Source organism: Rhizobium sp. 10N414 (assembly GCF_056394785.1).
On record NZ_JBFTIN010000004.1, the window covers coordinates 152,621 to 164,871 of the forward strand.

A 12,251-nucleotide genomic window follows, 5' to 3' on the forward strand; every position below is an offset into this window, starting at 1 on the left:
GGATGAGACTCTTATGTCGCGATCGGCGTGATCGTATCGTGCTGATTGTCGCTGGCAAGAGTCTCGTCGTGTTCTGATTGCCGCTCCGCGACAAACTGGGAAGAGCTTCTGATTGTCGCGAAGGCGGCAGGTTCTGCAACGCCGGCGTTTGGCTTCCATGGCGGAAGGTCGGCGATTGCTTTCGACGTTCATTTCGAAGATCGTTGCTTGATGAACAAGTCGGTCCACAGCGGCAAGCGTCACGGCCGTGTCCGGAAAGACGCGGTTCCATTCTCCGAAGGACTGATTTGCGGTGATCACGATGGGACGCCGCTCATAAGTTCGAAGAGCACGCTGGCTTCGGCCTGGTCCTTGTTGACGTCGACCAGATCGTCGAGGATGAGCAGACCGAACTTGTCGAGCTTTGCAATGGCGGATTCGATGACCTGGGCCTTTGAGGCCATTGGCACGGCGTCGTATGCGAAGATGTCAACCGTCTTTCCAGGCGGCAGATGCGCCTCGGCGAGGTGACGTTCGATCCTGCGATGCGCCCATTCAGCCAGTTCATGCTCGGCGAAGGTCGGGAGGAAGCGAGCCGCGGGCCACCCGTCACAATTGGCCTGTTCGGCAAATTGCGGCCACAGCGTTTTGATCGTCGGCAACCGGAGCTCCTTGAGCATGATGCCGAGGCGGGCTTCGTCTATGGTGTTGTGAACGTTCATGCGACCTCTCCCGCGTAGGCAGCCCCCATCAGGGCTTCATGGCTATTGAGCGATGCGAGTTGCACATGAACCGGCGGCAAGTGGTCCGGCTCCGGGCCGAACATCGCTCTCAAGGCCACCAGGTCGGGCAATTTGTGGCGTCGAGCGTTCTGGCAAGCTCCTCAGCCAGTTCACGCTCGCAACCGATCATGAGCCGGCGCCAGCAGTTCGACGGTGGTCTTGCAAGCCTGCCGGTCAGGCAGTTGCTCGATGAGAGCGTCGAAAGCCCTGCGATACACCGGCCGGGGAAGAGCCTATCGCGATAGACCAGGTTGCGAAGCGCCATCGGTCTTTTTGCGCAGAGAGTGGATCACTTGGTGATAGTTGACGACCTCGCCATGTTTGCCACTCGCGTTGGCGCGACGTGCGGAGGACGCCGCAGCATCTCGTAAACGGCGACCGCACGATTGGGGTGACGCCGACCGCGGGCTGCTTGTTCTGCGACGGAAGGCGCTATACATGCCTGCACCCACCAACTCGCTACCCACCAAATGTCTTTGCCAAGCGGAGGCCGTCGATACATGCCCCTTTGAGGTGGACAAGGATTAGGTATTCATTTGCCGGTCTGCCGGATGTGCCGATCCTCGAACTGCTTGGGGCTGGAATCTTTCGATCCAACTACTGCGCTGGCTCTTGCTTTGAGCGGGCCCACAAATCGAGTGGCCACTTGTTCCAGTCAAGGCGACCGGTAGTTCCGGTTGTCAGGCATCATTGGGCGTTTGGCGGAAGCGCCGCCAATGTTGTCGCAAACCGGGCATCCGGTTTCCGAGCTCCCGCCTGATCCGCCTAACTTCCGTTGCGATCAACATGTAAGACTGCTGGTGAAGTGGCAAAAAACCGAAGTCGGGACGCCGATTGTAACGCTGGAGGGTGTAATCTTCAGGCGCTGGTTCAGCAACAAGCTCAAAGGCAGCAACTCTGTTGTCGAGGATATTTACCAGCTTCCAGCTGGGGTCAGAGATCATATATCGATAAACACAGGCAACGGCAGGTATAGGAATATCATCCAGCAAAAGATGTCCGCCGACCTTCAGCAGTCTCGTTGCGTAGTGCCAATCGATAACGGGATACGGGAACGCGTGCGCACCATCTATGAATATGTAGTCGAAGGTTCGCTCAGCACTGTCACTCCAGAGTTCGATATGGTCGGAAGAGTTGGATTTCTTTGATACTGCGTCCGCCCCTAGATTGTCCGCGAACCATGCGTCCCACCCTGCCATCCGTTCGGGCCGATTAGAGATCCTCGGCAAAACGTCGTCCGAGAAACCCGCTTCGAATTCCAGGTGCGGATTGTCTATTCCAATTTCACGAAGATAGCTCAGCACTCGTTGGTGCTCATCATGAGTTGGGCTGATAACGGTGTGGTGCGCTCCCTTTGAAGCAAAGACAACAGTAGATGCGCCGCATCCGGTTTCTAGAGTACGCATGCCTTTGGACACCGAGCGTTGTATCTCACGCAATGTCTCCGGAGCAGCGTTCCAGCGCTGTGTTCCGCCCCAATGGAAGATAGGCTGATTTCTTTCTAGAGCCTCTACTATGTTCATAAATGCCCCCCGTAGGCTGTAACCATGGCACATTTTCTCAACGAGCATGGGGGTGGGACTAACCGGCGTCAACACAGCAAACTACATTCATCGGTGTATTGAATATCCCCAATTAGTTGCAGATGGTAATGAAGTGGGCGGAAGTTCGGGTTGTTACACAGGGAGAATGCTGCCACCACCATTCRCAATGCGCCCGACCCCTGCCTTGCCCCCGGGGGGCAGCGCATATGTCTCAACCTCGTCGCGGTAGGCTGAGAAGCGAACCAGGCGTTCTTCGACCAGCCATTGCGCGTGCGTTGGCCCGGCGCGCGCCTAGTCAGGCTCGCGACAGATGTCTCGCCATCAAGCGTGTGACAAGCGAAGTGAAGATTTGACCCCGTACGGAGCCTCTCCTGTGAGCCGTTTGGCGTGTCTGACGCGTGCCGCCCGAAAGGTGGCCTGACTCGTCCGATGGTGCGTCCTTGGCCGGGAGGCCGCCAGCCGGCCGTGAAAAAGCGCTACGATCCGGCTAGGGGGCGGCAAATCCTCGGAATTGGTGGTGGCTTGCCTCGGGATTCGCATGATGGCGGACGCGATAATCTTGAGCGCTACGCCCGAAAATGTGCCGAACGCGCATTCCCAGCAGTTCTTCGTGATCCCGCCCCACGTGGCTTCTCACTTGACCAACTACCGACGGGGCCAGCGACGTATTGCTTACGCTGGATTCCTTTCGACTGTCCTCGATCTCCAGGCGTCGACGAGCTGCATCACCTTCCTGGACGCTCGCTTTGGATGTCGGATCGCCTCCTTGGCAGGCCGCCACATGTCTTTGTAGTTTCCGTATTTGTTGATCGGAATTTCCGATACTTCCTTCCAGAGACCTTCAATGGCCTGGAAATATATGTCGCCCTTGCGTCGCACTTCCGGCGGTAAGGATAGCATTTCCACATAATTCGCTCTCGATATCATGGGATGAATCTCGAGTTGCTTCGGCTTCACGTATGAATCGCAAAAGCCCCATGCGCTCATCCGTAGTTCAAGGTAAGCTAGATCCAATATGAAAAATGTGTCGAAATGGGCAAGGGGAGCAAGCCAGTTCTCCACCGCGCTTACCACCTCGTCGCTCCGTGGCAATTTCAACCTAGCCACCAGACCTTTGGCGTCTATGACTGTGTCGGGTCCGGCATTTAACCAGAGAAAGCCGCGGCCCACTTCTCCTCCAAGGCCGCCTACAAAGGGTCGTCCCTCGAGCGGCTCGACGCTCGGGTGCATTTTGACGTTGTTGCCGCCAACGCAGTGACCAGCTCTAAACCGCCAAAGATCCGCCTCTGCTTCAGTTGCCTCACGGTACGGTAGGACTTGATGGCGCAAGCCGAACTGGCGCGCCAGGCGCCTAGCGCAGGCGACATCCAAATCGGCGGTCGGAGCAGCCACGGTCACAAAAGTCAGGTTCGCGAGCATGTGCCGGGAACATGCCAGCAGGAGGCGCGAGTCATTGCCTGCAGTCAGCGCTACACTGGTACTGCCGACGCCTGAAAGGATCTCTATCGTTTTAGAAATGCGGCCGCACATTCGTGCGCAAGTCGACGCTGGATCTGGAGAGACCGCGATTGCGGCGACCGGCCAGTGGCGGCTTGCCGTCCAGTTGTCTAAATCCAGGTAGTGATTACAAAGAAGACGTTCGATGCCCTCGTGTGCTGTGAGGCCGGCCGTGAACCAACCGGCATCCTCAATGTCGAGGGTTTTGTAAAGTTCTGCTCGAAAACGCCTCTTATAGTCGACGGCGTTGAGAAGTGCCGAAGCGGTCGCGCCAGCAATTCTTGCCTCTGGATCATAAACCAGAGAGAGTGTGCCGTTGGCATCAAGGTAGATGCGTCTGGATCCGAGCGCGCTGAGGATGAACAGGAAGCTTCCAGCCAATCGATAAACGTTCTTTTCGACGAAATCATCCAGGTCTTGGACATCATCCAGCTTGACGTCGACTCTGTACTTCCCGTCGACAATAACGCCTCGATCAAGGTCGATGGGCATACCTAACAGCAAGCCGATGGATCGGTTGTCGGCATCCACTACCGGCACAACAGACGTTGTCGGGGCCAAGTTCAGGAACAGCGTGCCGAGTTGACGTTGCTGCCAGCCGTGCGGGCAGGGCTTGGCGTCAGTCGAAATAACGAACTGTCCATCAAAGTTATCTGGTCCTGGAAGCAACATATCTTTTTTCCTTGGAGGAGGATGCTTAAAGTAATACAGAGCAGACCGCATCCTCAGGCGAAGATTTCCAAGTTTACCCGATAGTGTTCATGAGCGTAAACGCACTCATGGGTCATCTATTTGGATGAAAACGAAAGTAATGGATACGTATCCGACAACGATTTTGCGTGTACGGATGTGTTCCAAACCCAGGAATTTGAAGACTACGTCCCATCCGCAGGGTTGACCTCAACTAAAGCGGACGCGCTCTAGACTAGTTGGCGGGCGGAACGGTCGCGCCGTCATCCCAGAGGTTGTTTTGCCAGAGGCTGCCCTCAGCATTGGAGTCGAATGAGGTGACTGGTCCGTAGATGCCACACTTGCCCATACCGCCACGTCGGAAGATGTTGTCGGTGAATACGATGTGATGCGCGTTTGGGTACGGCTTCCCTGTGGTGGAGCCGCCGTACACGCAGTACGAGCTTGCAGCCTGGCCGGTGAGTCCCTCGCGGGACTCGATCAGGTTGTCGGTGAACGTATTGTTGTTCACCGTGCCGAAGTCGCCATAGCCGGAGACTGCGGCAGAGCAGCCGGATCCTTCGCCACCGTTGGGGTTGGGGTAAGCGATGGCGTCGCAGGAGATCGTATTGTGCACGAATGTGCCGTGTGAGTCCTGCCGGATGCCGGACTCGTGGTCGATGCCACGTTTGTCACCGTACTGGCCGTGGATGTAGGAGTCGCGGATCTCGCAGGTGGTGTTGCAGTTGACGGAACGAGAGCCACCTGACACCTCGACGCGAAGGAGCTTGAACCTAGCCTCGCCAATCACGGTGGCCGTGGAGCCTGGCCCACGAACTTCAGAGTCTGTCAGGCTAAAGGATCCGTTCAGGTAGCAACAATCGGAGTACACTGTGCCGTTGATGATCGAGTTTGTAATGGCGGCGTTTGGACCAAGGAGCCGGAGCTGATCGCAGGTGATGACCTTGCGGTCGATCTTTACGTCTGCTGCAGTGATCGTGCAGGGCCCGGTGTACGGAGTAAGACTTGACTTGAGATTGTCCGGGACGCCCGTGTTGGTCTCGTTCGGGAAACTGCGTCCGAGGACGACCGTGCCACCACCCGTTGGGAGGGGGCTGGAGGTCGGGGTGGGATTTGAGGTCTGCGAGGCGTTCCGGGTCACTGAGGACGTCTTAGGAACTGTCGGGGTTCCGGACTGCGGAGCCGTGGACGAAGCGCTCGGAGTGGAGCTGATGGGTGGGGCGACCGCGCCGGCCCCGAAGTTCACGTCGATGAAGTCGTTTGAGGACTTGTAGACTGGGGTGTGGACCCTGATCCCGTTGCCGCAGGTGGTCGCACCGTTGCCAGTCATGAAGCTGCCCGGCCACGACGGGCTACCCGGTTTCCCGCGACTGATGCATTTGCCGTTGACGAACCGATCCCTGCCTAAAGAACTGACGGTGCAACAAGCCTCGCTGGCATCAGATTCGGTGACGTCGAGCGGGCCTTCCTCCTGGATGTTTCCGAAGCCGCGATAGCCCGCGCCTGGCCCTGAGCCAAGATTGACGGTCGTTGTCATCACCGCCGGGGTCGCAGCCGCGCTCGTGGCGAGCACCGATGCCGACGCTATCAACGCTGCAAGTGTCTTGATCGCCTTCGCCGTCGCGACCGCTGGCATAGTCGTCACGCTCCAGCCCGGTTTGCTCGCCAGGAACCGAAATGTATAGCTCTCTTGACCACGGGCGATATGAGGAGCCGGATATTCGGCGGATTATCTAGAAAACTTGCCATGAGAAACTTCCTCGCAGTGGATCTTTTCCCAAGCTTTAGAAAGTATCGACTCGCCCCGATCATCAGCATAGATCGTTGAATCTTCAAGTTTCTAAGTATAAGTCTGTTTTTTCTGAGTATACGCAGGTACCCAATCAACTCTCTTCGATCATTCATGGATATACTGTCGGCCGAGATAAAGCCAAGCACGACCGGTTCAGTATCCTCATATATGGTCGTGTGCTGAGCCAGCCGAATCGCGAATTCCCAATCCTCGTTGGCACTCGCGCACTCATCGAACCAATTCGTTCCGGGAAAGCAACCCTTCTGGAACAGCGCATTTTGAACGCTGATCCGGTTCTCCGTCAAAAGTCGGACCAGCTGATTCTCGTCTAAACGAAGCGGCCCCTCTGGCGGCGGTGCTTGCAACATGCGTGTGGGCCCGTAGTAAACAATTTTTGCTCCCGTCACAACCTGGACGTGCTCCGGCAATGACGTAAGGAGATTAAGCTGTCGCTCGAGTTTGTTGGGCAACCAAATATCGTCGCTGTCTTGAAAGGCTATGTAATCACCTGTTGCATGGGCAAGGCCCGTATTCCGCGCAGCAGCTGCGCCGCCGTTTTGCGATCGCCTTACATACTTGACCCGCGTATCGGCTACTCCCAGCACCACGCTTTCGATGTCTTCGGATGAGGCATCATCAACGACAATCAGTTCAAGGTCCTTATGTGATTGGATAAGGACACTATTCATCGCAGCGACTAAACTGTGACTTCTGTTGTAGGTTGGAAGTATCACCGAGACAATGTTGGGCATAAAGGCTCCTGTGCGCAGTGCGGCATTCGCAGCAATCTTAGTCTTCCTTGGCCTGCAAGTAATTTGCTCAATAGGTGGTAGCCGTCCCGATCCGCTAGGGAGGTAGTGGCACGACTTATGTGTGAGGAACTCGGTCGGTCCCCCGTAACAATCGAATCGGGCACGGTACGCGCGGCGGCGGTTTCGTTTGGTGCCAATGAGGAGGCCGAGTGGTGCGCGCCGACGGATTTAGATTGGCCGCAGTTGCGTCCTGGCAAGCCTTCCTGCCTAGCAAGGAAGGTGTCGAGAAAGACACGCTGATTGCGCCCGGGACTACCAACGTCAAAAGGAGGGGGGCCATTCACCTGATCTTGCAGCCGACAGCATTGTCTTTTGAAGGTTTCGATTTCGACGCTTTTGAAAAGGGTTGTGGTTGGCGATTTCCACCGACGCTGCCAACCCAGCGGCGCGCATTGCTTCGCTGATCCGGGCCACGGGGGAGGCTTTGAGCATGGACTTGTACACATCCAATTGAAGATCAACAGCTCGTTGTAGTGAAAAACGCCTGCTCACAAACGCTCTGCCAAATTGGCCGAGTTCAAGTCGTCGCGCGGGATCGTCGATAAGTGGCTCGATTTGTTCCACCAGTCGATGGGGGCCAGGTGCGCCATCTGCCAGTCCGTAGAAGCCTTGTCTCAAAAAAAGCTCACAGCTGTTTTGCTCGAAGAGTTCTGAGAAACCTTCCTCGCCTTGAACGATGAGCGGGCGCCCGATTGCCATTGCTCGAAGTGCCGAGCTTCCCATGGCAATGACAAGATCGGCTGCAGCATAAGCGCTGCGCGGATCGGGGTCGGCGCCAACGAGTGTCACAACTTCTCTGCCGTGACGTCTATTAACGTCATCCGCACGACATTGCAGCGCATCTCTGGCTGGGCCATCCCCGACCAGAATGAGTTTCACGTGACCTCTGCTTGCGAGCTGATCAACCGCGTCAATTCCTCTGACAAGCGCATCCAGCTTCAGGTCGAGTGCCAAACGCGAGACGCTTACAATCAAAAATTCGTCATCCGCCACGTTGTGTGCGGACCGAAATTCCCTTCCGCTGATTTCGGGGTTATCGCGTTCCACGTCGATCGGCGGCTCAAGGACCCAGACGTCCGCCCGATGGCGCTTGCGTGCTTCCGCACCTAGGTCTGCGGTTCCCATGATCAAAGGCACCGATGCTGGGATTTGTGGCATGACCTGCATGCTCAGCACCGTGCACAGGAGAGGAACGCGAAGAGCCAGACTGGCACCAAAATAGGAATCGAGGCACGGCGGCCATTCGTATGCATGGATGAGATCCAGTCGTTCGCGGCGAGCTATTGCTGCGATTTGCGCGATCCGCGACGGCGCTGGTCGATACTTGAGGTCGTGGGCTGGCAAAAAGCGAAGCCCCCTTTCCTCGATGTAATCAACAAGAGGCCCGGGAATGCCGTAAATGATAACCTCGTGACCCCTTTCGGCAACGCCAGCCGCGAGATCAATTGCGTTTATTTGACTGCCACCAAGCGCCAAGTCGTGAGGATATACAAGAATACGCAATACATCTCTCCATTGAAGCCCGTTTCAAGAACATTCCCTGATCGCCATCGCGGATATTTATTCACGGCGACGGAACAGCAATACCAGATTTCCGTAAATGCGAAGATATATTTAAAGTGCATCRGCAAAATCATGGATAATACGCTAAATCTACGACTTTCGGGTAGACTATTACCGATTTTAGCTCGCTTTACTGGAGAATGGTAAAATTGTCTTCTGATGCCCGGGGGTGATGCAGCGGCGAAGATCGTTTCCGGCTCACTGATCCTCTCGTATGACCGCGTCAACTTAACAGAGGCCTTAACGACATGATCGCACCGAGCGTCACCTTAGGGGATGGCGTCGTTATTCATCATCCGGATTTGGTAAATCTTTACGGTTGTTCCATTGGCGCCGGGACGCGCATTGGCACGTTTGTCGAAATACAGAAGAACGCCTCGATTGCAGAGAACTGCAAGATCTCGAGCCATTCCTTCATCTGCGAGGGTGTGACCATCGAAGATGGAGTGTTCGTCGGCCACGGGGTGATGTTCACCAACGATCTGCATCCACGGGCCGTCAACATTGATGGTTCCCTTCAGTCCGACACGGACTGGTCGGTCGTGCCGACGCTCGTCAAGCGTTACGCGTCGATCGGCAGCAACGCGACCATCGTCGCCGGCATAACGATTGGTGAAGGCGCTCAGATTGGTGCGGGCGCGGTGGTTACCAAGGACGTGCCCGCCTACGCAATTGTTGCCGGCGTGCCGGCAAGAATCATCGGCCGCGCAAAGGATGCGCCAGTCGAAGTCATTTCATCCGGGAGAGCAAGATGATTGGGGTTGCCGTCGTCGGTTACGGGTATTGGGGGCCGAACCTGGTTCGGAACCTTGCGGAAACGCCGGGTGCAAAGCTTGTTTGGGTATGCGATCTCAAGAAGGATCGCCTTGCCGGTGTCCAGCTGCGCTACCCAACGGTCCAGATCACAGATGATTTCGACGAGGTGCTGCGCGATCCCCGGGTTGACGCCGTCGCCATCGCAACCCCGGTGTCCGCGCATTACATGCTGGCGATGAAAGCGCTTATGGCCGGCAAGCATGTATTTGTCGAAAAGCCGATGGCGTCAACGTCCGAAGAAGCTCGCCGAATGGTAGAAGAGGCCGCGCGTCGCCGGCTCGTTCTCGCGGTCGACCACACCTTCATTCATACAGGTGCGGTCCGCAAAATGCGGGAAATTATCGAGAATGGTCTTGGAGACATCTATTACTACGATTCCGTGCGGGTGAATCTCGGCCTCTTCCAGCACGATGTCAGCGTCATCTGGGATCTCGCCGTCCACGATCTGTCCATCATGGACTATGTGCTGCCGGAAAAACCAGTGGCAGTCTCGGCAACGGGAATGGGCCATGTTGCCGGCGAGCCCGAGAATATCGCCTATCTGACGCTTTTCTTTGAGAGCAAGCTGATCGCCCACATCCACGTCAACTGGCTGGCACCGGTCAAGGTGCGCCGTACTCTGATCGGCGGCAGCAGCAAGATGATCGTCTACGACGATCTGGAGCCGAGCGAGAAGATCAAGGTCTATGACAAGGGCATCACGCTCAACGGCAATCCCCAGACGGACGGCGAAAAAGTTTACGACATGCGCGTCGGCTACCGCACCGGCGATATGTACGCGCCACAACTCGATATGACGGAAGCGCTTGGCCGTGAGCTCAAGCAGTTTGTCGATTGTGTCACGACAAATGGCCAGCCGATCGCCGATGGCCATGCGGGGCTTCGCGTCGTTCGCATTCTCGAGGCGGCCACCCAGTCGCTTGCCCAGCGCGGACGTGTCGTCGAGCTCGAACCTGCGAGGCTGATTGCATGATACCCCTTCTCGATCTAAAGGCTCAGTACGCCGCCATCAGAGGCGAGGTTGAGCCCGCAGTGCTGCGCGTGCTCGCGTCGGGCCACTATGTCCTTGGCGAAGAAGTCGCTCGCTTTGAAGAGGAGTTCGCGGCCTATTGCGATGTCAAGCATGCGATCGCCGTCAACACCGGCACAAGCGCTTTGCATCTTGCTTTGCTCGCCGCCGGCGTTGGCCCGGGCGACGAGGTCATTACCGTTTCCTTCAGCTTCGTCGCGACCGCATCCGCGGTCTGCTATACCGGCGCCCGCCCGGTCTTCGTTGATGTCGAACCGCTAACGCTCACAATGGATCCGGCCAAGCTTGAAGCAGCAATAACGCCTCGGACCAAGGCCATAATGCCTGTCCATCTCTATGGGCAGATGGCCGACATGGACGCCATCAAGGCGATTGCTGACAGGCACGGTATTCCTGTCATCGAAGACGCCTGCCAAGCCCACGGTGCAGAATACAAGCAACGCCGTGCGGGAAGTATCGGCGTGTCTGGCTGTTTCAGCTTCTACCCCGGCAAGAACCTCGGGGCCTGTGGCGAGGGCGGCATCGTCGTCACCAACGATGACGAGCACGCCAAGACGATCAGGATGCTGCGAGACTGGGGCCAGGAGCAGCGCTATCACCATGCGCTGAAGGGCTACAACTATCGCATGGATGAGATCCAGGGCGCGATCCTGCGCGTCAAACTGCGGCATCTCGAGGCCTGGACCGAGGCACGACGCGTTCGTGCCAATCGCTACTCCAGCCTTTTCGCCGATTCGCGCTCGATCAGCGCCCCCGTTGCGATGATGGATCGGCGCCATGTCTACCATGTCTACGCCGTGCGCTCGCGCGACCGTGAGCATCTCCAGCACTCATTGCGGTCGGCGGGCATTCATACCGGCCTCCATTATCCGATCCCGATCCATCTTCAAAAGGCGCATGCTGATCTTGGCTATCGTGCCGGAGATTTCCCGATATCGGAGGCAGCGGCGCGTGAGGTGCTCTCGCTGCCGATCTATCCGGAGCTGACATTGAGGCAAGTCGAGCAGATTGCAGCTGCTGTGGAGCAGGAAGCCTATGTCAGCTGACCCCTTAACCGGCGTGCGTTTTGTCCTGGCCGTGCATGGGCGTCAGCAAACCTCCGTGGATCCTGATTATGCCGTTCATCTGGCCGAGGAACTGACCCGATCCTATGGGACCGCGGGCCTCGTCGAACTCTACGCGCGCTTCGCGACGGGCGACGGTTTCATCGACAGTTTCATGCGCAAGACAATCTGGAGAAGCCTGGCGCGCGCCTGTGGCGACGGCTTGCAAGTCGGTAGCGGAGCCGGTTTCAAGCACCCGGAAACCTTCGAAATCGGCAATGGCGTGTTTATCGGCGCTCAAGCCTACATTCAGGGCAGATTCGACGGAACTTGTCGGATCGGAAATAACGTCTGGATCGGCCCGCAGGCCTATTTTGATGCCCGCGACCTCGTGCTTGAGGATCATGTCGGATGGGGGCCGGGCGCTAAGGTCCTCGGTTCAAGCCATACTGCACTGCCGGTCGACATGCCGATCATCCGCACCGATCTGGAAATCAAACCGGTCCGCGTCGAAGCATGGGCAGACATCGGCACCAATGCCACCATTCTTCCCGGCGTGACCGTCGGCAAAGGTGCAATTGTCGGCGCTGGCGCCGTGGTTGTTGACGACGTCGCCCCCTTCTCAGTTGTTGCCGGCGTTCCTGCAAAATTCCTCCGCTGGCGAGCGGATCAGGATTAAAGCGGACCAAATTCGGAGTGTTAG

General features: G+C 57.0%; 9 protein-coding genes and 2 pseudogenes. 4 read left to right on the top strand and 7 right to left on the bottom strand.

Features of this window, described 5'->3' with window-relative positions:
* Positions 1 to 11: 11 nt before the first annotated feature.
* The 7 genes and pseudogenes from AC1DE4_RS06840 to AC1DE4_RS06870 all read right to left on the bottom strand — a co-directional run bounded on the left by AC1DE4_RS06840 (position 12) and on the right by AC1DE4_RS06870 (position 8,599).
* Positions 12 to 701: pseudogene (locus AC1DE4_RS06840) on the bottom strand (ATP-binding protein).
* Positions 698 to 1,081, bottom strand: a pseudogene (locus AC1DE4_RS06845) (IS21 family transposase); the annotation flags it as partial. The pseudogenes AC1DE4_RS06845 and AC1DE4_RS06840, both read right to left, overlap by 4 nt.
* 360 nt (positions 1,082 to 1,441) lie before the next feature.
* Positions 1,442 to 2,284 (bottom strand): class I SAM-dependent methyltransferase, encoded by an 843-nt coding sequence (locus tag AC1DE4_RS06850; protein ID WP_477880690.1) that lies wholly within the window; start codon positions 2,282 to 2,284, stop codon positions 1,442 to 1,444.
* A 693-nt stretch (positions 2,285 to 2,977) separates the two neighbouring features.
* The gene (locus tag AC1DE4_RS06855; RefSeq protein ID WP_477880692.1) at positions 2,978 to 4,474 is read right to left on the bottom strand and encodes a hypothetical protein; all 1,497 of its coding nucleotides are present in this window, start codon (positions 4,472 to 4,474) and stop codon (positions 2,978 to 2,980) included.
* Positions 4,475 to 4,727: 253 nt separating this feature from the next.
* On the bottom strand, positions 4,728 to 6,128 hold the full coding sequence (locus tag AC1DE4_RS06860) for an SH3 domain-containing protein (protein ID WP_477880694.1): 1,401 nt from the start codon (positions 6,126 to 6,128) through the stop codon (positions 4,728 to 4,730).
* A gap of 5 nt (positions 6,129 to 6,133) precedes the next feature.
* Positions 6,134 to 7,036, bottom strand: a complete 903-nt coding sequence (locus tag AC1DE4_RS06865) for a glycosyltransferase family 2 protein (protein WP_477880696.1) — start codon at positions 7,034 to 7,036, stop codon at positions 6,134 to 6,136.
* Positions 7,037 to 7,357: 321 nt separating this feature from the next.
* Complete coding sequence (locus AC1DE4_RS06870; RefSeq protein ID WP_477880698.1) at positions 7,358 to 8,599, bottom strand: glycosyltransferase family 4 protein; 1,242 nt, start codon at positions 8,597 to 8,599, stop codon at positions 7,358 to 7,360.
* Positions 8,600 to 8,907: 308 nt separating this feature from the next.
* Here AC1DE4_RS06870 and AC1DE4_RS06875 point away from each other — a divergent pair, with 308 nt between their 5' ends.
* The 4 genes from AC1DE4_RS06875 to AC1DE4_RS06890 are packed head-to-tail and all read left to right on the top strand — an operon-like array spanning position 8,908 to position 12,227.
* Entirely contained in the window at positions 8,908 to 9,414 is a 507-nt protein-coding gene (locus AC1DE4_RS06875; protein ID WP_477880700.1) for an acyltransferase, read from the top strand.
* On the top strand, positions 9,411 to 10,448 hold the full coding sequence (locus AC1DE4_RS06880) for a Gfo/Idh/MocA family protein (protein WP_477880702.1): 1,038 nt from the start codon (positions 9,411 to 9,413) through the stop codon (positions 10,446 to 10,448). The genes AC1DE4_RS06875 and AC1DE4_RS06880 overlap by 4 nt, the downstream gene beginning before the upstream one ends.
* Positions 10,445 to 11,551 (top strand): DegT/DnrJ/EryC1/StrS family aminotransferase, encoded by a 1,107-nt coding sequence (locus tag AC1DE4_RS06885; RefSeq protein ID WP_477880704.1) that lies wholly within the window; start codon positions 10,445 to 10,447, stop codon positions 11,549 to 11,551. The genes AC1DE4_RS06880 and AC1DE4_RS06885 overlap by 4 nt, the downstream gene beginning before the upstream one ends.
* Positions 11,541 to 12,227, top strand: coding sequence for an acyltransferase (locus AC1DE4_RS06890; RefSeq protein ID WP_477880706.1), 687 nt, complete (start codon positions 11,541 to 11,543; stop codon positions 12,225 to 12,227). The genes AC1DE4_RS06885 and AC1DE4_RS06890 overlap by 11 nt, the downstream gene beginning before the upstream one ends.
* The last annotated feature ends 24 nt before the right edge of the window (positions 12,228 to 12,251 follow it).